Annotated in this window: 25 protein-coding genes and 3 pseudogenes; 10 read left to right on the top strand and 18 right to left on the bottom strand. The window is 67.5% G+C overall.

Going from position 1 to position 17861, the window contains the following annotated elements; genetic code table 11:
- Positions 1–42 precede the first annotated feature (42 nt).
- The 3 genes from MHW47_RS02300 to MHW47_RS02310 form a co-directional block, all read right to left on the bottom strand.
- Complete coding sequence (locus tag MHW47_RS02300) at positions 43–684, bottom strand: TMEM175 family protein (RefSeq protein ID WP_239220880.1); 642 nt, start codon at positions 682–684, stop codon at positions 43–45.
- A gap of 211 nt (positions 685–895) precedes the next feature.
- Complete coding sequence (locus tag MHW47_RS02305) at positions 896–1333, bottom strand: DUF4259 domain-containing protein (RefSeq protein WP_239220881.1); 438 nt, start codon at positions 1331–1333, stop codon at positions 896–898.
- 122 nt (positions 1334–1455) lie between these two features.
- Positions 1456–1866, bottom strand: a complete 411-nt coding sequence (locus tag MHW47_RS02310; RefSeq protein ID WP_239220910.1) for a hypothetical protein — start codon at positions 1864–1866, stop codon at positions 1456–1458.
- Between the two features lie 146 nt (positions 1867–2012).
- Between MHW47_RS02310 and MHW47_RS02315 the strand changes: the two are divergent.
- A pseudogene (locus MHW47_RS02315) lies at positions 2013–2516 on the top strand (transposase); the annotation flags it as partial.
- Between the two features lie 27 nt (positions 2517–2543).
- Here MHW47_RS02315 and MHW47_RS02320 read toward each other — a convergent pair.
- A complete protein-coding gene (locus MHW47_RS02320; RefSeq protein ID WP_239220882.1) occupies positions 2544–3068 on the bottom strand; it encodes an Imm21 family immunity protein in 525 nt (174 codons plus the stop codon).
- A gap of 168 nt (positions 3069–3236) precedes the next feature.
- Complete coding sequence (locus tag MHW47_RS02325; protein WP_239220883.1) at positions 3237–3650, bottom strand: DUF3592 domain-containing protein; 414 nt, start codon at positions 3648–3650, stop codon at positions 3237–3239.
- A 134-nt stretch (positions 3651–3784) separates the two neighbouring features.
- Between MHW47_RS02325 and MHW47_RS02330 the strand changes: the two genes are divergently transcribed.
- Both MHW47_RS02330 and MHW47_RS02335 read left to right on the top strand, forming a co-directional pair.
- Positions 3785–4147: a transposase gene (locus MHW47_RS02330; RefSeq protein WP_239220884.1), complete on the top strand. Its 363-nt coding sequence runs from the start codon at positions 3785–3787 to the stop codon at positions 4145–4147.
- Between the two features lie 19 nt (positions 4148–4166).
- Positions 4167–4481: a hypothetical protein gene (locus tag MHW47_RS02335; RefSeq protein WP_239220885.1), complete on the top strand. Its 315-nt coding sequence runs from the start codon at positions 4167–4169 to the stop codon at positions 4479–4481.
- A gap of 546 nt (positions 4482–5027) precedes the next feature.
- Here MHW47_RS02335 and MHW47_RS02340 read toward each other — a convergent pair.
- Both MHW47_RS02340 and MHW47_RS02345 read right to left on the bottom strand, forming a co-directional pair.
- Positions 5028–5372: a hypothetical protein gene (locus tag MHW47_RS02340; protein ID WP_239220886.1), complete on the bottom strand. Its 345-nt coding sequence runs from the start codon at positions 5370–5372 to the stop codon at positions 5028–5030.
- Between the two features lie 120 nt (positions 5373–5492).
- Positions 5493–5864, bottom strand: a complete 372-nt coding sequence (locus MHW47_RS02345; protein ID WP_239220887.1) for a helix-turn-helix domain-containing protein — start codon at positions 5862–5864, stop codon at positions 5493–5495.
- Between the two features lie 83 nt (positions 5865–5947).
- Here MHW47_RS02345 and MHW47_RS02350 point away from each other — a divergent pair, with 83 nt between their 5' ends.
- Positions 5948–6856: an NAD(P)-binding domain-containing protein gene (locus tag MHW47_RS02350; protein ID WP_239220888.1), complete on the top strand. Its 909-nt coding sequence runs from the start codon at positions 5948–5950 to the stop codon at positions 6854–6856.
- Between the two features lie 632 nt (positions 6857–7488).
- Here the strand turns inward: MHW47_RS02350 and MHW47_RS02355 are convergent.
- From MHW47_RS02355 to MHW47_RS02370, 3 genes are all read right to left on the bottom strand, one after another.
- On the bottom strand, positions 7489–7665 hold the full coding sequence (locus MHW47_RS02355) for a hypothetical protein (RefSeq protein WP_239220889.1): 177 nt from the start codon (positions 7663–7665) through the stop codon (positions 7489–7491).
- 312 nt (positions 7666–7977) lie between these two features.
- Complete coding sequence (locus MHW47_RS02365) at positions 7978–8172, bottom strand: hypothetical protein (protein WP_239220890.1); 195 nt, start codon at positions 8170–8172, stop codon at positions 7978–7980.
- Positions 8173–8438: 266 nt separating this feature from the next.
- A complete protein-coding gene (locus MHW47_RS02370) occupies positions 8439–8636 on the bottom strand; it encodes a hypothetical protein (RefSeq protein ID WP_239220891.1) in 198 nt (65 codons plus the stop codon).
- A 285-nt stretch (positions 8637–8921) separates the two neighbouring features.
- On the opposite strand from MHW47_RS02370, the gene MHW47_RS02375 reads away from it, so the two are divergent.
- Genes MHW47_RS02375 through MHW47_RS02385 form a run of 3 tightly spaced genes read left to right on the top strand, consistent with a single transcriptional unit; the run spans position 8922 to position 10404 of the window.
- Positions 8922–9065 (top strand): hypothetical protein, encoded by a 144-nt coding sequence (locus tag MHW47_RS02375; RefSeq protein ID WP_239220892.1) that lies wholly within the window; start codon positions 8922–8924, stop codon positions 9063–9065.
- Between the two features lie 8 nt (positions 9066–9073).
- A complete protein-coding gene (locus MHW47_RS02380) occupies positions 9074–9424 on the top strand; it encodes a hypothetical protein (RefSeq protein WP_239220893.1) in 351 nt (116 codons plus the stop codon).
- Positions 9421–10404 carry a hypothetical protein gene (locus tag MHW47_RS02385; protein ID WP_275448762.1) on the top strand — a complete coding sequence of 328 codons (984 nt, stop codon included), beginning with the start codon at positions 9421–9423 and terminating at the stop codon, positions 10402–10404. Before MHW47_RS02380 ends, MHW47_RS02385 begins: the two co-directional genes overlap by 4 nt.
- Positions 10405–10486: 82 nt before the next feature.
- On the opposite strand, the gene MHW47_RS02390 is transcribed toward MHW47_RS02385, so the two are convergent.
- Complete coding sequence (locus MHW47_RS02390; RefSeq protein WP_239220894.1) at positions 10487–10672, bottom strand: hypothetical protein; 186 nt, start codon at positions 10670–10672, stop codon at positions 10487–10489.
- A gap of 456 nt (positions 10673–11128) precedes the next feature.
- On the opposite strand from MHW47_RS02390, the pseudogene MHW47_RS02395 reads away from it, so the two are divergent.
- A pseudogene (locus tag MHW47_RS02395) lies at positions 11129–11698 on the top strand (IS5 family transposase); the annotation flags it as partial.
- A gap of 15 nt (positions 11699–11713) precedes the next feature.
- Here MHW47_RS02395 and MHW47_RS02400 read toward each other — a convergent pair.
- Positions 11714–11983 (bottom strand): annotated as a pseudogene (locus tag MHW47_RS02400) (alpha/beta hydrolase); the annotation flags it as partial.
- Between the two features lie 90 nt (positions 11984–12073).
- On the opposite strand from MHW47_RS02400, the gene MHW47_RS02405 reads away from it, so the two are divergent.
- Positions 12074–12595 carry a hypothetical protein gene (locus tag MHW47_RS02405; protein WP_239220895.1) on the top strand — a complete coding sequence of 174 codons (522 nt, stop codon included), beginning with the start codon at positions 12074–12076 and terminating at the stop codon, positions 12593–12595.
- Here the strand turns inward: MHW47_RS02405 and MHW47_RS02410 are convergent.
- The 3 genes from MHW47_RS02410 to MHW47_RS02420 form a co-directional block, all read right to left on the bottom strand.
- Positions 12577–13032: a hypothetical protein gene (locus MHW47_RS02410; protein ID WP_239220896.1), complete on the bottom strand. Its 456-nt coding sequence runs from the start codon at positions 13030–13032 to the stop codon at positions 12577–12579. The two genes, MHW47_RS02405 and MHW47_RS02410, sit on opposite strands and share 19 nt — an antisense overlap.
- A 35-nt stretch (positions 13033–13067) precedes the next feature.
- Positions 13068–13385: a hypothetical protein gene (locus tag MHW47_RS02415; RefSeq protein WP_239220897.1), complete on the bottom strand. Its 318-nt coding sequence runs from the start codon at positions 13383–13385 to the stop codon at positions 13068–13070.
- Positions 13386–13470: 85 nt separating this feature from the next.
- Positions 13471–13818, bottom strand: coding sequence for a hypothetical protein (locus tag MHW47_RS02420; RefSeq protein WP_239220898.1), 348 nt, complete (start codon positions 13816–13818; stop codon positions 13471–13473).
- A gap of 306 nt (positions 13819–14124) precedes the next feature.
- Here MHW47_RS02420 and MHW47_RS02425 point away from each other — a divergent pair, with 306 nt between their 5' ends.
- Positions 14125–15186 carry a nucleoside hydrolase gene (locus MHW47_RS02425; RefSeq protein ID WP_239220899.1) on the top strand — a complete coding sequence of 354 codons (1062 nt, stop codon included), beginning with the start codon at positions 14125–14127 and terminating at the stop codon, positions 15184–15186.
- A 201-nt stretch (positions 15187–15387) separates the two neighbouring features.
- Here the strand turns inward: MHW47_RS02425 and MHW47_RS02430 are convergent, their stop codons facing one another.
- From MHW47_RS02430 to MHW47_RS02445, 3 genes are all read right to left on the bottom strand, one after another.
- Positions 15388–15924: a hypothetical protein gene (locus tag MHW47_RS02430; protein WP_239220900.1), complete on the bottom strand. Its 537-nt coding sequence runs from the start codon at positions 15922–15924 to the stop codon at positions 15388–15390.
- Between the two features lie 310 nt (positions 15925–16234).
- Positions 16235–16975: a class I SAM-dependent methyltransferase gene (locus MHW47_RS02435; protein ID WP_239220901.1), complete on the bottom strand. Its 741-nt coding sequence runs from the start codon at positions 16973–16975 to the stop codon at positions 16235–16237.
- A 190-nt stretch (positions 16976–17165) separates the two neighbouring features.
- Positions 17166–17339 (bottom strand): hypothetical protein, encoded by a 174-nt coding sequence (locus MHW47_RS02445; RefSeq protein WP_239220911.1) that lies wholly within the window; start codon positions 17337–17339, stop codon positions 17166–17168.
- Positions 17340–17861: the final 522 nt, after the last annotated feature.

Raw genomic sequence — 17861 nt, forward strand, 5'->3', positions numbered from 1 at the left:
GAACGCTGCCCGGGAACGCGGTCGTCCAGGCTCTGCCGGCCGTCAGGGGGCAGAGCCGGATCGCATGGCAGAGCGCAGTCCTCGCCCTGAGGTGATCTTCGCGGGGATCAGCAGGAGCCACGTCCACAGCGCCGCTGTGGGCGAGAGCCAGGCGATGGGTACGGACAGGCCGAAGACGATGGTGGTGGCAGCCAGATCCCAGAGCACGGCGCGCCAGAGGGTGTCGCTGACAGGTTCGGCTCGAAGGTGCTCCCGGCGCCAGAGCGTCGCGGCGATGGCCAGGTGAAGGGCCTCGATGACCACGATGACCGTCGCGTACAGAGAGACCGCGGCTGGTTCGTCCGGGTAGTCGGCCAGCAGCGCGGTGGGAAACGGCAGCAGCGCGATTGCCCCGAGCGACGCCATCGTCAGCCGCAAGAGGGAGGTGTCCAGGCGGTGTACGAGAAGGAAGAGCCTGCGGTGGTCGCGCCAGAATGCGGCCAGGACGTAGAAGCTCAGCCCATAGGCGGCGACCTGCGGCCCCAGATCGCCCATCGCACCCCGGAACGCCTTCTCGTCCAGGCCCTCAGGGACTTTCACGTCCAGGACGAGGAGGGTCATGGCGATCGCGTAGATCCCGTCCGACAGCGCGAGCAGCCGGTCGGGACTTCCCGAGGCGGTGACGTCATGCTCCTGTACCGCCATAAGGAACCCACCTACTCGAATCAGAGCAAACCGCAAAGAAAGGTACCTAATGCAGGGGTGATCGGTGCCGCGCCGGGCCGCAATAACCTGACAGTTCACCTTCACGCAGCTGCTACCTGACAGCCGCTGCGAATCGAACACAGCTCAGGCGACCGCCTCCCGAAGTGGGGCTCTGGCTCAACTTCTGTGGTCCGTGACTGTGAGTGACCGATTAAATCTCGAACAGGGCTTCCGCTTGTGGGGGGATCGGAGGGTCGAGGACGTCGCGGAGGCGGGTTGTGTCCTGGCGCCACTTCGACCAGTTCGCGGCTTCGGCCCACAGCTCGGCGAGTTCAGACCGGTTGGAGACCACTTGATCCAGGGCGTCGACGGCGAGCATTCGAAGGTCTGCGGGCAACTCCGGTAGCGGCTCTGAAGGGCCATAGTTCGAACACGGCCGATCGCAGTCAGAATGCTGGGCAACGACCAGAGCCGCCGCGCCCACAGCTCGCTCGCCGTCGTAGATATCCAGGAAGTCCGCGGGCCCGGCGGCACGCTTGAGCACGCCCCGGATCATGGCTTCGCGCTCTTCCAGTGCTGCCTTGTCCAGGTCACCGGCGAAGTCGGCGGCGGTGTCGTTGTCGAAGGGGCCGACGTCCCAGGTGCCCATGACTCTCCTCGCGCGGTCGTCTGGGGATCGTCGCACTGGCCACTGACAGTGCGCTCAGGAGGCAAGCAGCACCCGCTTGCGCAGGAGGTTGAAGCCAGCGCGTCCATACATCTGCCTCTTGATCATTTTGATGCGGTTGACGTGGCCTTCGACTGCGCGCCCGAGCTCCAGGGCAAGGTCAGACCGGCGATGACGGCATCGCGGTCGATGCCAGCTGCAAGGGTATGGAGACTGGGCAGATCGTCCTGCCGGACGGCGGCGAGCCAGTCCGGGAGACGCTCGCCCTGGCGCTCGGCCAGCATTACGGCGAAGGCGCGGACGTGCCGGGTGAGCGCGTCGATCTCGGGGCAGTGGGTGCGCACGGTTTTGAGCAGCAGTTGTTCAGGATCGGGAAGAGTCGCCGGTCGCCGGAGAATCCATCCGGCGACCGTTCGGGGCGAGGGCGCACGGGCGACTACCGGTCGCGGGGAGGTGCGCTTCGTGTGCAGGTAGGCGCCGACGCGCTGGTAGCTGCCCTTGTAGCCGAGCGGCACGATCTCTTCCCACAGCTTCCAGGCGTTGGTGCAGCCCTCGTTCCACCGGTCGTCCAGGTAGGGCTTGTAGTCATCGAGGACCGAGGGCCGGTTCTGCCACTGGCCGGTGAACAGCTCCTCCGGAGCCTTGGCCTCGGCGAGCTGCTCTTCTCGCGTTCCGACCCCGGGAGCGGTTTCGCAAGGACGCCGTGCTCATCGTGGACGGCACTCTGGTTCCCACCCGCGACCACACGGTGGCGGAGCGGTCCAAGAACTACCGGTACTCGACGAATCACCAGGTCGTCATCGACGCGGACACCCGACTCGTGGTCGTGGTCGGCCGGCCGTTGCCGGGCAACCGCAACGACTGCAAGGCATGGGAGCTATCCGGGGCGGAGGCCGCCGTGGGGAACGCCGCAGTGATCGCCGACGGAGGCTATCGAGGTACTGGGCTCGTCATCCCACACCGCCGTGACCCTGGGCAGAGCGAACTGCCTGCCTGGAAGGAGGAGCACAACGCCTCTCACCGCACGATCCCCGCTCGGGTCGAGCATGCCTTCACCCGGATGAAGACCTGGAAGATCCTGCGCGACTGCCGCCTCAAGGGCGATGGCGTGTACCACGCGATGCTCGACATCGCCCATCTGCACAACCTTGCGCGCCGTGACTGACTGCACCCGGCCCGAAGTACTGTCCGTTCAGGATTCGGCGGGCAGGAGCTGAACCAGGCCGACCCAGTTCTCCTCGTCCACCTCGGTCTGCGTGGCGCGGACCCTCCAGCGGCCGGCGGGAAGTGGGACCGACGCCTCGGCGGGCATCCCACCGTCGGGGTACTCGATGCCCAGGTCGGAACCCGCTTCGGCGGAGTCCATGAGCACCGCCGGACCGTCCGAGGCCCAGGTGCCGCACTCCTCCCACACCGTGGCCGGGTCTGCAAGGACAGTGTCCGCCGCAGCTCTCAGTCCGGCCTCGGAGTCTGCGGCGACCCACCGCAGGAACGCTCGGTGCTGGGGCAGATAGCAGCTGGTCGCCGGCTGGTCCGCCAGCACCAGTGCCTGCCCACCGCTCTCGTCGAGGGGGATCACACCGGCCAGATCGTCCACCGCGCAGGCCCGGTCGTAGTCGTCTGGGGCGGTGGCGTCTCCCGCCATGAGCCCACTCTCCGTGCACCCGCCCCAGGAGGCCAGGGCGGAGACGGGGACGACGATCAGGGGGCCGCCCATCGACGCCACCCAGACGAGGGAGGGGCCAGAGGCATCGTCTGCAGTGGATGAAAAGGTGACCATGCACGTCAGTTTGCCCTCGCCCACTGACAACGTCCCCTCGGTCATCGGAACCCAGCACGGAGAAAGGCTCAGCGCCTATGGCAAGCAGCAGTTACGGGACAGCCCTTAGCCGCCAACAATCCAATACAGCAGTCCGAGACCAGGAACACCGAACAGCAGGGCCAGAGTCGACAGTATGTAGGCCATGCCGTACCCGATCGGCGGCACCTCGGCGTTCTTCGGCCGACGTGGGTCGTAGACGACGTCGACCGGCTCTCCTATCCGCGCGCACGCAACGGCCGCTGGCTGGCTCAGGCATGTGAACTTCTCACCCGACGCGGCCTCATATCTCACGATCACGGCTACGCCGTCCTTGGCGAACGTGTGCCTGACACAGACTCCCGTGACCCGAACTCCCCTCACACGCACGGCGAACGCCCGTTGAGCCATAAAGGCCAGGACCCCGGAGCCACCCAGCAGCACGAGGGTGTGGGGGAGGAAGTAGGCCGAGCCCGAAGCAGCGAGGTACGCAGATGCCATACGCCCATCTAACCTCGTCTTCTCACGACGTGGGGTATCCGAGGCTTGATCAAATAAGCGGAAAGCGCTCCTGACCTGCAATGATGAGACGTGTCGAGGGTCCTGTTGGTTGCGTGGGAAGAAGCACTCTCCAGGTGAAGAAGCGTATCGGGTCGTACCCGTGTGTCCGCGTCGAGGGCGGTGGCGGCCGGGCGGTGGTCCCGCAGGCCGGGGGTGTCCTGCTGGTGGAGACCGTCCGCAAGGTCGGCCTGGGCACCGCGATGTCAGCGGCGCTGACGCCGTGGCGGAAGCCGCGGGCGGTGCACGATCCGGGGAAGATCTTGCTGGACGTGGCCCTGGCGGTGGCGCTGGGCGGGGACTGCCTGGCGGATGTCGGCATGCTGCGGGCGGCCCGGACGCGACAGGCCGGGGCCGGTACGGATGGCCCGTACCGGCAAACGTCCATCGCCGCTGGATCAACGCCATGCCCCCACTGCTGTTGGCCGAAACGGCACTGAGTTCCCCAAGCTGGAAGTCGTGCCCTACTTCTACCGCCACTCCTACGCCCAACGGCACGCCAACGCCGGAACCCTGCCCGACGTGCTGCGCGATCTCATGGGGCATCGGTCGTTGCAGACCACCCAGGGCTACTACCGGGTCACGGAGAAACGCACCCGGGCCGCGGTCGACAAACTTGTCTCGCACCAGTTCGACCGGCACGGCAACAAGATCTGGACCCAGGCCCGCCAGCTCCTGGAGCACGAGCATGCCCGCCTGCGGATCGGCCAGGTGTCCGTTCCCTACGGCATCTGCGTCGAACCGAGCAACGTCAAGGCCGGCGGCCACAGCTGACCGTTCCGGTTCGCTGCGTCGGCTGCGACCACTTCCGCACCGCCCCGTCGTACTCGCCGGAGCTGCGGACCTACCTGGACACCCTGCTCCGGGACCGCGAACGCCTTGCAGCCGCCACCGACCTCGACGCCTGGGCCCGCACCGAAGCGACCCCGTCCGACGAGGAGATCAAGCGCATCCGCACACTGATCCGACGCGTCGAGACCGACCTCGACGGGCTTACCGACGACGAACGCGAGCAGATCAAGGACGCCACCCAGACTCTGCGCCAGTCCCGCATCGTCTCCCTGGGCATGCCCGGCATCCGCCCGCCCGAGCCGGACCTGCGGCTGGAGCGTGACGCGTGAGCGCATCACCGGACCACCTGACCCGAGCGCGGGCCGCGGACTCCGACCGTCGCTGAAACCGGGTGCTCAAAGCCCTCGACCAACTCACTGCCGCCGGGGAGGAGATCAGCGTTTCATCGGTCGCCCGGGCCGCTGGCGCCCACCGCAGCCTGATTCACCTCCACTGAGACCTGCACACGGCCGTCATCGCCCGCGCAATTCAGCCCCCGCCCGGCAGCACGACCGCCGGAACGCAGGTCAGCCGCAAGTCGCTGCTGACCGACGTCGCGAACCTCACGGCTCGTAACGGCCGCTGTCCGCGCACATCACCCGGCTCGAACGGCGCCTGTCCGAGGCCCTGGGACAGACAGCTTGGGATGCCTCCGGCCTCGGCGCCCCGGCCGACATCGAGACCCTCACACGCCGCACCACCGAGCTGGAACAGCAGATCCTCGATCTCCGCGCTGAACTCGTCGAACAGGGCGAGGGCCTCTCCGCCGCACGCGCCGCGAACCGGGAACTCATGGTCCAGATCAACAGTCGTTCGACCAGAGGAATCCAGCATCACGCAAAGCTAGTTGTGTTGCGGCGTAGGACGTTGTTGACGCCCTTATGTAGCTCGGTGCCCCGCAGCATTTCAGCCCTCAGGAGTGGTGTGCGCGCACGGGGTTGGTGGCCGGGATGCCTAGCCATGTGAGGTCTCGGCTACGTCGACCACTTCGGAGCCTTCGCGACGCATCCGTTCAACCCCCCAGGCGCCGAGCGGCCCGAGCGCTTGATTGAGCGTGCGCCCGTGCTCGGTCAGGGAGTACTCCACCCGTGGCGGCACCTCGGCATATACCTCCCGGTGTACCAGTCCGTCTTCCTCCATCTCACGCAGGTGTTGAGTCAGCATCTTCTCGCTCACTCCAGGCAGACCGCGACGGAGCTCAGCGAAGCGGCGTACGCCATGGGCGTCAAGTTCCCAGAGGATCAGTCCCTTCCACTTGCCGCTCACCACGTCGAGCGCAGCGTCGATGCCGCAGATGTAAGGCCCGCATCTCGGCGCCTTGGCCATCACAGATCCCCTTACTAAAAGGTAAGTACCGCAGAAAATAGTGGGTACTTCCAACAGTAGTGGCGCTCTCCGAGCATGGAGAGGTGAACGAACAACAGCACCACACCACCAGGCGAAACAGCGCTGTCACCGTGATCGGGCTTGGCCCGATGGGCCAGGCGATGACCCGCACCCTCCTCGCCGCCGGCCACCCGGTCACTGTCTGGAACCGCACCGCTGGCCGGGCCGACGGCGTCGTCGCCGACGGAGCAACGCTCGCGGCGACACCCAGCGAGGCGGTCGAAGCGAGTGACCTCGTGATCCTCAGCCTCACCGACTACCAGGCGATGTACGACATCCTCGACAGCGCCATCGCATCGCTCGCCGGCCGGACGCTGGTCAACCTGAGCTCTGACACCCCCGACCGCACACGCAAGGCAGCATGCTGGGCAGCGGGCCACGACGCCGCCTTCCTCAGCGGTGGTGTCATGGTCCCGGCGCCGATGGTCGGCACGGAGGCGGCCCATGTCTACTACAGCGGCCCCGACGAGGTGATGGAGAACCACCGGGCGGCGTTGGCACTGCTCGGCACACCGAAGCATCTGGGCGAGGATCCGGGTCTCGCCCAGATGATGTACCAAGCCCAACTCGCGGTGTTCCTCACCACCCTGTCGGGACTGATGCACGCCACTGCGATGCTGGGTACCGCAGGAATGAAGGCCAAGGAAGTGCTGCCGGAGTTGCTCTCCTCCGCCGACTCGATTGGCGACATCCTGAGGGCTGGTGAAGAGAACCCTGGTGCCGCGCTTGATGCTGGAGAGCATCCCGGCGACCTCAGCACGGTCACCATGATGGGCGCGACGTCCGACCACATCGTCGAGACCAGCACGTCACTCGGCCTCGACCTTGCGCTCCCGCTGGCCGTGCAGGCCCACTATCGGCGCGCGATTGAGGACGGACATGGCAGCGACAACTGGACCCGCATCATCGACAGCATCCGAGGACCGCGCTGACCAACCGCAGGACCGATCAACACACGCTCAGCCGCGGCTCCGCCCAGACCTCACTGCCTACTCTTGCCTCCCCGGCGGACCGTGACCCGGCACCTGACCCGGCCCGGAGTGGGGCTACGCCGGTTCCACGACCTCACCCTTCATGCACTCAGCGATCGACGAGTTCTCACTGCTGGCCTATACCGAGGAGCTCGCATCCGGGGCTGCCGGACGCGCAGGGAGCACGTACTCGTCGTATGCAGCTCATCACTGGGGCCACCCTGTTCCCTGTACGGCACTTCCCCGGTTAAGCGCTGCTGTTGCTGTCCGCGACAGATGTCGCGGACAGCAACAGGCCGCCGACCTGCTAGAACCTCTGACGCCACCCCGGGGACGAGTGACTGCTCCCGCGCTCCCATCTCATCTCCGGCCCTTTCATTGCTCTTTGAGATTTCGGTCTGGACGGCGTCAAGTGGCAGAGCTAGCGGCCGGACCAGTTCCGGCAGCCTTTCTCTCTCGCTTCCCGAGGACGACTGAGTCGAGAGGTGCTCCTTATGGGAGCGCCGGACCCCTGGGCGTGGTGGGTATGCCGCCCACGATGATCTCTCCGACGACCATGCGGTGGACCACATCACCGAATTGACGGCACGTGATCACAACGCCTGTGTGGACAGCACAACACCTTCCCCCAGAGCATCCTCTTTGACCTCTTCCATGGCCTCCTCCCACACCCTTAGGGCATCGGTGGCCATGGCCTTGAGGACCCTCTTGGCCTTGAGTCGGATCTCGGTGTCGATTACGCGTCCAGGGTCGGGGAACTGCATGGTCAACGTGTGTTCCTTCAGTGGCTTGGACCTGGACCTGGACCTGGACCTGGCTCGGCGAGTTGGGCTTCGAGGTCGGCGATACGCCGGTCCTGAATGCGGAGGTTGGATCGGGCGGCCTTGAGGCGTTCGCCGAAGGTGCGGTTGTCGGTGGTGAGCTGGCGGACGGCGGGCCTTGGCCGCCCAGGCCGACGATTCCGGGCACATGGTGAGCCGGCCGGAGTCCGCGTCGTATGACAGGGCGGCAACGTGCCCGGCAAGTTCGGGGGCGATGGCCGCCCACCGCTCCCGCAGTGTCGCGCCGGCGGCCGGGAGCTCTCAGGCCGGCTCGGTGACCAACGCGTTGATCGCCGCACCGAGGCCCATCGGCTCGCGCCCGTCGCGCTGCACCGTGGTGACGGCCCGCGGCTTCCTCTTCGCCTTCGGGCGGGTGCTGTTCTTCCGGGCCGCCTCCATCGCGGCCCGCAGCGCGACCCGGACCAGGTCGACGCCGGACGGCTCGCCGCCGCTCACGCCTGCCTCCAGGTGGAGAAGCCGAGGTCCAGGTGCCCGAGGCCGGACAGTCGCTGCACCTGGGAAACGAACGCCCGGGTGAACAGGCGCTGCGCCGACAGCTCGCCGTAGCGGGCGCTGTGGTCGTGGATGAGCTGATGGTCGGCGGCGGCGCGGTTGCGCCAGTCCAGGACCTGCTCGCGGGTGAGCTCCTCGAGGGCGAGCTCCTGGTCGTCGTCGACGTCGGCGACCTCCGGCTCCGCAGCGGGGACGACAGCGGGGACCTGTCACGGCGCGGGCATCGCGACCGGGGCCACCGGCGCGGCCGGGACGTCGTCGGCCGACTGCGCGGCCGCGGCTTCGGCGCGGCGGGCCTTGGCGGCGGCCTGACGGGCGCGGACCTGCTCCCACTCGTGCTCGCGGGCCCACCCCTGGGCGGTCACCCGCTTGTGCAGCTGCCGGTCGGCCCCCACCCGGACATTCACCGGCCCGAGCCGACGAACGTCACCGGGGGCCTGCCGCCTTCTTCGCCGCGAGAGTTCGCTCGCGATGGGGGGCCTTCGCCTCTGCGGTTGAGCCGTCGCTGTAGCGGACGGTGCAGCGCTCCCCGGGCTGGGCCGGGCACTGGGTGCACCGCAGCTCGATCCACGCTGTCGCCGGATCGGCCCCTGGAGAGAGGCGCCCGCGCGGTGGCGACGCCGCCACCGGCTGCCGCGACGGCTTCGGCCGCTTCACCCGCTCCGGCGTAGCGGTGGGATCGCACGCCCCCCATGCACCGGCTTGCCCTGCTGCCTCGCGCCCGGCTGAACAGCGCGGGCCCGTTCAGTGGGTCACCGCACATCGCGCAGACGAGCGGGCTGCGCTTCCTCGACGGGCGCGGCGTCGACTTCGGGCTCTGCGCGGTAACCGTGTAGGAGGTGCCGTGGGCCTGCGTCACGGTGATGTCGGGGGCGGGCGCGTCTATCCCAGCGCAGCCATCACCGCCCACCAGGCGTTCATCGCCCGGCGCCGCAGCCTGCGGCCTGGTGAGGAATATCGCTTCCCCACCAGCGAGGAATGGGACGCGTTCCTGGGCCACTTCGAGCGCCGCAAGCTCTCCCTCGGCACCTGCGGCCAGTCATTCGGCAGCGAGTGCGTCCACGAGCACGCCTGCTTCTCTGAACTACGAGGTGAGGGCGCCAGCCGAGGTTCGGGCGTCGGTCAGGGTGCCGCACCGGGCTCGCGGCAACCCGTTCGCGTGGCCCTTGCCCGGCCGCGTACGGTCTGCGCATGACGAGGACCACACCGGCCAGACCGGTGTCCGTGGAGGGCGTGTTCCCGGAGCTGGCCCCCTACCGGGCCCGGACGACCCGGTTGCACCCGAGACCGGGGCGGCCTGGCATGCATGACAGCCACGTCGGCGGGCCGATGCTGTGGCCGGACGGCGAACCATGGCCGCTCTGCTACGAGCCGCACCAGCGCGAGACCGAGGGGTACGCACCGGAGGAGATCCGCAGCTCCTGGGCCGCTGGCGTCTGGCCGCCGAGCCAGCCATGGAGTGCCGAGCAGGACGGTCCGGTGCCTTTCGTGGGGCTGGCTCAGTTCTTCCGCCGTGACATCCCCGGCCTTGCCTGCGGGCCCGGCGGTGCAGACCTGGTGCAGCTCTTCCGCTGCCCCTTCACCCACGGCCCGTACCTGGAGCGCCAGTACCGACTGTGGTGGCGACAGGCCGAGCAGACCGAGCACGCGGAACGCTTCCTTACCGCTCCGCCCGAAGTGCCCCTGCTTCGATGGGAGCACGAACTCCCCGAGCCATGTGTCCTGCACCCGGAAGAGGTGGACACCTATCCCTGGGCGGAGGACGACACATTGCCCGCCTCGCTGATCGCGCGAATCGACGCGTGGGACGACGCCCAGGTAGCGGAACACGGCCCCGATGCCCCCAGCTACCAGTACGACCTGTCGATCCCTCCCGGCTGGCGCGTCGGCGGCTACCCCAGCTGGGCGTCGACGGGCCCGATGGCCGTCGACTGCGCGTCCTGCGCAACCCCCATGCGGCTGCTGCTGACGGCAGAGGGCTACGAGATGGACGCCGGCTCGCACAGCTGGGTGCCTGTGGAGGACCGAGATCCAACCCTGAGGGGGAAGGCATCGATCCGGGGTGGCCAATCCGTAGCCCAACCCACCCGACTCCGATTCGGCCGGGACCGGGACCTGCACGTCTTCACCTGCCCGGCCGACCCCGGTCACTCGCCCCAATGGGTGCTCTCCTAAGGGCGTTTCACGGCGAAGGACCAGGGACGCCTCCTAGCGAAGTCTCGATGCCCTGTTCCGCCGACGCCGGCACGGTCACCTCTCACGGCTCCCTCCGGAACTCCGGGATCGGGAGGTCGATCAATGCCCGGGCCGTGCGCCTCGTGATCTGCGCGAGTTCGTCCTCGGCGCCGGCCAGGCCGACCCGAAGTCCTTCCACCTCGCCGAGCCAGCCTTCGCGCTCGGCCTCGGCAATGCGGGCGACGAGGTTGTCGCGGATCTCCTCCAACCGGCCAAGCTGGGCCGGGTCCGGCCGGAGAGCGAGCAACGAACGCAAGCGTGCTCATGAGCACACGGGCTTGAAAAGGCACGAGCGCAGGTGCCGATGGAGACCTTGCGCTTCTCGAAGTCCGCGAGGAAAGCGTCCCAGCCGGGCCCAGGGCACCATCTCCCAAGCCGTCGGGCTCTATGGCCTGCCGGGGCCTGGCGAAGACCCGCCTTCAGCACCAGCTCGCCGGCACCCTGGGCCCGCACCGCACCCGCCACTTCACAGCACTTCGCCCCGCCGACCAAACGATCGACGGGGCGAAGTAGAGGACCCCCGGATTAACCAACAGCGTCAGCAGAATCTTGGCGGGGTCCGTCAGTCGTTCCGTTGGATCAGTTCCTGCTCATGCTGGACGACGACAGCACCCTGCAGGTGGAGTCCCACCACGGCAACTCATGCCGCACCTGACCAAGGTGCGGACAGGTCGACTGGACGATCGTGTGTGTCGACTCCACCACGGGGCGGGCCCACCAGCACGCGGCCGGGGCCCGAAAAGGGGGCCCTGGGAAGGCGAGGCGCTCGGCCGGTCGCGCGGCGGGCTGACCAGCAAGATCCACCTGGTCTGCGACGGTCGGGGACGCCCCCTGGCCTTCACTCTGACCGGCGGGAACGTCAACGACTGCACCCAGTTCGAGCCGGTCATGGACCGCATCCGGATCGCCCGGCCGGGGCCGGGCAGGCCCCGGGCCCGGCCCGAGCGGGTGGTGGCGGATAAGGGCTACTCGGCCCGCAGGATCCGCGCCTACCTGCGTCGGCGCGGGATCGCCGCGACGATTCCCCGAGCGGATCGACCAGATCAACGGACGCCTGCGCCGCGGCGAAAGTCTCTGCCGGCTCGATCGGACCGCCTACCGGCGGCGCAACGTCGTCGAGCGCTGCTTCAGCCGGCTCAAGCAGAACCGGGCCCTGGCCACTCGCTACGACAAACGAGCCGCCCACTACCGAGCAATGGTCACCCTCGCCTGCCTCCAACTCTGGCTCCCATGACTTTTCGGACACCTCCTAGGAGTGGGTGGCCTCGTCCAGGACGCGGGCGAGTTCGCCGGGGGAGGTGACCATCGGCCAGTGACCCGAGTCGAGGTTGACGTATTCGAGGGGCGTGGCGCGGGCGAGTTCTGGGCTCTCGCCCGCGGCGATCCATTCCTCGGCCTGGATGGGCGTGAACTCGGGGCAGACCACGACAACGGGGATGTCAAAACGGCGCTCGTCGCTCAGGCGTACCACTCCTCGGGCGACCCCTTCAGGTACAGGAACCGCTGCGGAGACGAAGCGCTTCCCTGTCATCGTCAGGACTCTACCGAGGGGGTCGAAGCGGCCGTCATCCAGCCGTCGCGCGCATCGACCCCAAGCAGCGAAACGAGGATGCGAAGCAGCAGGTCTGAGGACTACAACGAGGGGATGACCGTTTTCCTCTGTTCCAAGTGCGGCACTGCGATCACGCCGGAGCTGGCCGAGCTGGCCGCTCTCCCCGACCCCTGCGACGACGAACACGGCCGGGACAAGGAGACACGCCGGGCACCCTCCACCGTTCCGCGGGGCCGCTACGCGATCGATCCCGAGCCCTGGGGGGCTCCCTACGTCGTGCAGGACGATCAGGAGGACCCGAAGCCAGCTCAGTCCCGAGGCCCGTTGGTCTGCCGCGAGGAGGGCTTCGTCATCTCGGCGGGTGTGCCAGGCACGGTGCTGATACACCCGGAGGACGCCCCCGGCCTTCAACCGCTGCCTAACTGGGAGAACGGCACCGGCTGCTGTGGGCCGACGGGTGACGAAGGACTCAACCGAGCCTGTCCCTGCGGCGCTGCGGTCGCGACGTTCGCGGGGGACTGCTTCGGGCCCTACGAACTGCACCTCGACCCTGTCCGAACCTACGCGCTCTCCCAGTAGGCACGCTGAACCGCCGTCCCGGAGCGCGACACGCCCGGGACGGCCTCTTGATCCGGCGACTTCACGACTACTTTCCGTTGCGAAGGCACTTCGATGACGAGCCAAGCGTCGAGCTGGGCTGGTTCGGATAAGCCTGCATCCGCTGCCCCGGCCTCCAGACCGACCCACGTCAGCGATCCCGACTCATCGAAATCATCCAGAACCTCCGCGACCGCGACCGCGTCCGCGAGGCCCGCGGCAACGGCTGGCTCGGCGAAGTCGAAGGACTCCAGGTCAGCCTCGATGCCGCGACGGCCAAGCTCAACAGCCTCAAGAACACCCCTGCTGAAGGACGCCCTGAACTGGTCGACCTCGGGATGCCCGTTTTCACCGGCAACGTGCCAATGCCTCAACTCGATACAGGAGAACCCGGACTGGCCCGCTGTCCCACCTCCCATCGCTGAAGCACTCAGCGGCCATCAGGCCGAGCCAGCTACTGTGCAGGCCCACAGTCCTGGGCCGGGCACTGCCAGTCAGCCGCATCGATCGCATCGCCAGCCATGTCACTGAGATGGAAGCAGTTGCCGTTGGCCCACACCGCGACCGAGTCCCGCCGATGGTCGACCAGGAATGGCTCGTCCCCACGCAGCGTTCCGGACCAGGAACCGTCTTCCGCCGACGAGTGGGTGACAACGACGCAGGTCTGCCCCGGCAGGAGTTGGTAGGCGTCTGCCCATGGCTCCACGGTCAGCTCCAGCGGCGCTTCGCCGTCATTCCTGACCTGCAGCCGTGCGCTTCCCCCGGCGAACATCTCAAGCACCTCTCGTTGCCCGCAGGCGACCGCCATGAGCCCCCGGGGATGGTCCAGTCCCCGCCTGACTACTGTCCTGGGCCACTCATGGCCGCAGAGCCTCTCCTTGCGGGTCGTAGCAGATCAGTCCGTACTCGCGCGCCAGCGAAGCGGCGTACTCGGAGACTTCTTCGGCTTTGCTGTAGGACATGAGTAGGTACACGATCGGTCCAGAGGCCTCATCGATGACCGGAGGAGATGCCCATGGACTGTCACGGCCATCCTCCGGAAAGCGCGTGATCAAGGCGTTCACATAGGCATCGATGCGCGGGGAGGGCGGCACAGCCGCATCCTCCGATTCGAGGTAGCGCTCGTACAACTCATCGAAGGCCGAGCCCGCCGCATCATCATCGAGCGGGTGCTCACCGTCCCACACAGCAAGGTCGTGACTCACGACCCAATGATCGCAGGGGTGGTGATGGGGCGAGTCGGCACCTCTGGTGCCGAGCTGACACCGCACACGTGCGGCGGCTTCAACGCCCTAGCCCGAGCGCATAAACCTTGATCGTTTCTTAGTCCGGAAAGGCAGCGTGGCGGTGGCCGAGGCCGTCTCGTCTGGGCGGCTGAGACGGCGCGTACGGTGTCGAGATCGAGCACCACCACATCGGCGACCCCGTCCTTCCCGCCGCCACCCCGGCCTGACCCGCCCGCCGGGGGCTGAGTGCGGGCGGCCGAACGTGATGAAGGAGAGGAAGGGTCCATGAGGGAGGAGCATCAGGAGAGCGAGGCTGTTCTGCGGCAGCACTGGGAGGCCGTGACCCGGTTGAGCCGGGTGGCGTCCGGCACGGGACTGGCCACGATCGGTGAGTCGCTGCGAGCGTCCGGCCCTTGGCCGGAGGATGTGCGTAAGAGCCCCATGATCATTGACACCGACATCGGCGGGGACGCCGATGACGCCCTCGCGGTCGCCGCCGCAGCGCGACGGGTACCTGAGCTGGCCATGGTGATTACTGGCGACGAGGTGGATGGGGAAAGGGCTCGCTTCGCCCGCCACCTGCTCGACCTGCTGGGCCGAAGCGACGTCGCCACCGTGGCCGGCGCCAGCTTGGACAACTCCCGCTACTACTGCGTGTACGGGCTGATGCCCGACTCGGTGCCGTCGCAGCGCACCGATGTGGTCACGGCCGTACGAGAGCTGTGTGAGGCCACGGACGGCCCCGTGCGTTGGGTCGGCATGGCCCCTCTCACCAACCTGGCCCGTGTCCTGGCCGAGGCGCCCGAACTGGCACCGCGGCTGCGCGTCACGCAGATGGGCGGAGCCCTGCGGTACCGCAACCCGGACAGCGCCGAGCACAACATTCGGCTCGACGTCGACGGTGCCCGGCAGGTTCTGAACCATGTCGTCAGCGGCCTGCTGCCGATGCCCGAGTTCGTGGCCTCGGAGGTGACGTTCACCCCGCAGATTGAAGTCACCACCGGTAGCGCCCTGTACCGAGGTCTTCGCGCCGCGCCGTCAGGGAGCTGGGAGCATCTGCTTGCTGATCATCTCGACCGCTGGTTCGCAGACTTCTATCCCGGCAGCATGCAGCACGACGCTCTGACCCTGACTGCCGCGCTCGACCTGCCGTTTGTCGACTCTGCCCAGCTGCACGTGGCCATGGACGCGATCGGCCGGACGACCGAGGCACCCCGAGGCCAGGGTGCGACGGTCCGCTGGAGCATGTCGGCCGAATACGACGCCTTCATGCGCTGGATGTCCGCCGCGCTGTTGCAGCCCGTGGACGTGGTGTCGACGTCAGGAGCCGACAGCCCGAGTCCCTAGGCCGACGCGTAAGGCAACTGGGTCGTCTTGGTCGACTTCACTATCGCTGGTGTCCAGGAGCAGGGCGCCCAGGCCTGGCCGGCGAGTCGGCTGGGCCTGGGCGCGGACACTTGTGCCGTGCCGGGGTAGCCGGAGTGCGTTTGCCCGGCAAGTAGGTCCCTTGCGGATGCGGGGGTCGGATGCCTTGGCGGCTGTCCGGATTCAGGCGCAGGGGATGGCGAAGTTGTCGAAGGAACGCTTGGCGACAAGCACGCGGTCGTGTCCGTAGAGGGGGCCGACCTGCTCGTAGTGCGCATCGAGGCGGTACGTCCCGCACGTGATGGCTTCGTTCATGGGGCCCAGGCTGGTGTGGTAACTGCGGGATACCAACGTCCAGGTCTTGCCGCGTCCTTCTGAAGGACCCTCCTGCCCCGGGATGGGCTCGATGCGGACCGTTGCGGTAACGCCGGCCGGGTAGTTTTCGCTGGCGGAGTACCAGATTCCCCAATCCCGGTACGTGGTCCTGCTGGTTTCGACGCTGAAGCGGTAGTCGCCCTGGTCGTCGAGGACATCGACACAGGTGCGGAGATCGGTGTACGTGGTGCCGCTGTGGCCGTAGAACCCCTCCCAGGGGGTGCAGTAACTGCCGACCGCGGCGGCGTCCCCGTCATCGGCCGACGCAGCGGTGGGGGCAACAAGGGCGGATGTGGCCAGGGCGACGGTTGCGGCGATGGCGCCGGTGAAACGCTTGACCCTCATGGTGTCCTCTCAGTCCGTCAGATGCTGCGGCATACGCAGCAGTATCTGAAACGACTGAAGGACTGATCAGGCGCTGCTTCATTGGGGGGAAGACCGGATCAAACGGGTGATGTGGCTCGTTGGTTCGGGCATGAGGCGGGACGGCCTGCTATGACGAGCGCGGATACACATACCTCGGCACCGTCACGGCAGCGGCACTCGCCATCTGGCTCCGCACATGATCGACCGGACAGAACCTAGAGGTGCGGCCTGTCTGTTCACCGCCAGGGTGGTGGTTGCGCAGCCTTCGAGACCGGCCCGGTGGCTGGTGTCATCTGGGGTTGTCGCCGGGGATCAGGTCGGTGGGTTCGTCTCGGGAGAGGTTGTCGGCTGTCCGTGTTTCCTGATTTCCGGCCGATGCTGGTTTTCGGGCCACGAGGTATGCCTGCTGGCCTTGCCGGGGCTTCTCCTGCTCGTTGGGCTCGCGGATCAGCTGGGCGTCGACCACAAGTCCGGTCCGGCTCAGCAGCTCAGCGATGCGGTCGGGAGATGTCCAGTAGACGTCGAGGGAGAGCTCGTGCCCGTATGCCTGCTTCAGGTGCCGGAGTCTGTCACCGGCCTTGAAGGCAATGAGCAGATGGCCGCCCGGAGCCAGCACGCGGTGGAACTCCGCGAACACAGCTGGCAGCAGTTCCGGAGGGGTGTGGACGATTGAGTACCAGGCGATGATGCCGCCAAGGCTGCCGTCCGCCAGGTCCAGGTCGGTCATCGACCCTTCGTCGAATCGCAGGTCCGGATGCCTGCGACGGGCCACCGCAACCGTCTGTGGCGACAGGTCGATGCCGAACGCGGTCACCCCGAGGGACTGAAGGTGTGCCGTTAGGTGGCCGGGCCCGCAGCCGAGGTCAGCGACGGGTCCGGCGTCGAGGGCCAGCGTGAGTTCGGCGAATGTGCTTATCATCGCGCGGCCGTACAGGTCGTTTTCGAAGGCGGGGGGCACGAGCTTGGCGTAGTCGACGGCAACAGTGTCGTAGGCCACCCGAGTGGCGTGCAGGTAGGTCGGCTCGGTCATGGCTGAGGACAGTAGTGCCTGCCTCTATCTGCATGACAACCCAGCGGTCCGGCTCCCTGACTGTGTGGGAAACCTGACCCGTTTGCCGCAGGTGTTTGAACTGGTGGAGCCAGGGCGAAGGTCCGGGTGACGTCGTGCCGGTTTCCGCTGGTCAGCGACACAGCGAAGGGCGTTCCATGCTGATCGGTGATCAGGTGGTGCTTGCTGCCGGGGCGGCCGCTGTCGACCGGCGCAGGTCCGGTGTGAGCCCTCTTTGAGGGCTCTGGCGGCATCGCGCCGTAGGTGTGGGCGCCGCCGGCGGCGAGGTGGCGGGCAGGGTGGTGAGCCGGTCGTGCTGGGCCCTGAACTCGATGAGATCGCTCATCCCACCATTGGCCGCTGGCAGGACGGTAAGGGGTTCTCACGGACGTTGAGGTAGCGCAGGACCCGCTACGAGATACGAACCGACCTCCACCTCGGACTGCTCCAACTCGCCTGCAGCATCATCTGCTTGAGACAAATCCAAACCTCCAGTCTGAAATGCTCAATGCGAAAAGGGAGTTGATTAAACGTCAGGTGAGGCAGGACCAGGTGTGGTTGTGTGCTGTTTTCTGGTGGGAGCCGAGCTTGCTGTGACAATGTCCGTATGAACGGAGCGTGATGGTGAAACGAGGCCTTCGGCGGACCCGGTACGCCCCTTCACGGCCAGCGGTCCCAGCAACCCTGCCCCGTAGCCAGCCCGCAGGCCGAATTGCGGAGCAATTCGAGCTGTGGCCAACGGAGTTGGCCACACCGGCGACGGAGTCGCCGGGCTGGCAGCGCGGAGCGCTGCCAGCAGCGCAGCGCGGAGCGCTGCGGTTCGTCCGCCGCGTAGCGGCGGCGCGTCGTGTCTGCGGAGCAGACCGCG

The organism is Streptomyces sp. OfavH-34-F (assembly GCF_022347745.1).
In the GTDB taxonomy this organism is placed as follows: domain Bacteria; phylum Actinomycetota; class Actinomycetes; order Streptomycetales; family Streptomycetaceae; genus Streptomyces.

Excerpts from the sequence above, each read along its gene's own strand:
- MHW47_RS02325 (WP_239220883.1), bottom strand. The coding sequence starts at position 3,650 with ATGGCATCTGCGTACCTCGCTGCTTCGGGCTCGGCCTACTTCCTCCCC.
- MHW47_RS02375 (WP_239220892.1), top strand. The coding sequence starts at position 8,922 with ATGCACCGGCTTGCCCTGCTGCCTCGCGCCCGGCTGAACAGCGCGGGC.
- MHW47_RS02340 (WP_239220886.1), bottom strand. The coding sequence starts at position 5,372 with ATGCTGGATTCCTCTGGTCGAACGACTGTTGATCTGGACCATGAGTTC.
- MHW47_RS02345 (WP_239220887.1), bottom strand. The coding sequence starts at position 5,864 with ATGGCCAAGGCGCCGAGATGCGGGCCTTACATCTGCGGCATCGACGCT.
- MHW47_RS02405 (WP_239220895.1), top strand. The coding sequence starts at position 12,074 with ATGCGAAGCAGCAGGTCTGAGGACTACAACGAGGGGATGACCGTTTTC.
- MHW47_RS02425 (WP_239220899.1), top strand. The coding sequence starts at position 14,125 with ATGAGGGAGGAGCATCAGGAGAGCGAGGCTGTTCTGCGGCAGCACTGG.
- MHW47_RS02430 (WP_239220900.1), bottom strand. The coding sequence starts at position 15,924 with ATGAGGGTCAAGCGTTTCACCGGCGCCATCGCCGCAACCGTCGCCCTG.
- MHW47_RS02435 (WP_239220901.1), bottom strand. The coding sequence starts at position 16,975 with ATGACCGAGCCGACCTACCTGCACGCCACTCGGGTGGCCTACGACACT.
- MHW47_RS02385 (WP_275448762.1), top strand. The coding sequence starts at position 9,421 with ATGACGAGGACCACACCGGCCAGACCGGTGTCCGTGGAGGGCGTGTTC.
- MHW47_RS02305 (WP_239220881.1), bottom strand. The coding sequence starts at position 1,333 with ATGGGCACCTGGGACGTCGGCCCCTTCGACAACGACACCGCCGCCGAC.
- MHW47_RS02445 (WP_239220911.1), bottom strand. The coding sequence starts at position 17,339 with ATGAGCGATCTCATCGAGTTCAGGGCCCAGCACGACCGGCTCACCACC.
- MHW47_RS02300 (WP_239220880.1), bottom strand. The coding sequence starts at position 684 with ATGGCGGTACAGGAGCATGACGTCACCGCCTCGGGAAGTCCCGACCGG.
- MHW47_RS02320 (WP_239220882.1), bottom strand. The coding sequence starts at position 3,068 with ATGGGCGGCCCCCTGATCGTCGTCCCCGTCTCCGCCCTGGCCTCCTGG.
- MHW47_RS02415 (WP_239220897.1), bottom strand. The coding sequence starts at position 13,385 with ATGTTCGCCGGGGGAAGCGCACGGCTGCAGGTCAGGAATGACGGCGAA.
- MHW47_RS02410 (WP_239220896.1), bottom strand. The coding sequence starts at position 13,032 with ATGGGAGGTGGGACAGCGGGCCAGTCCGGGTTCTCCTGTATCGAGTTG.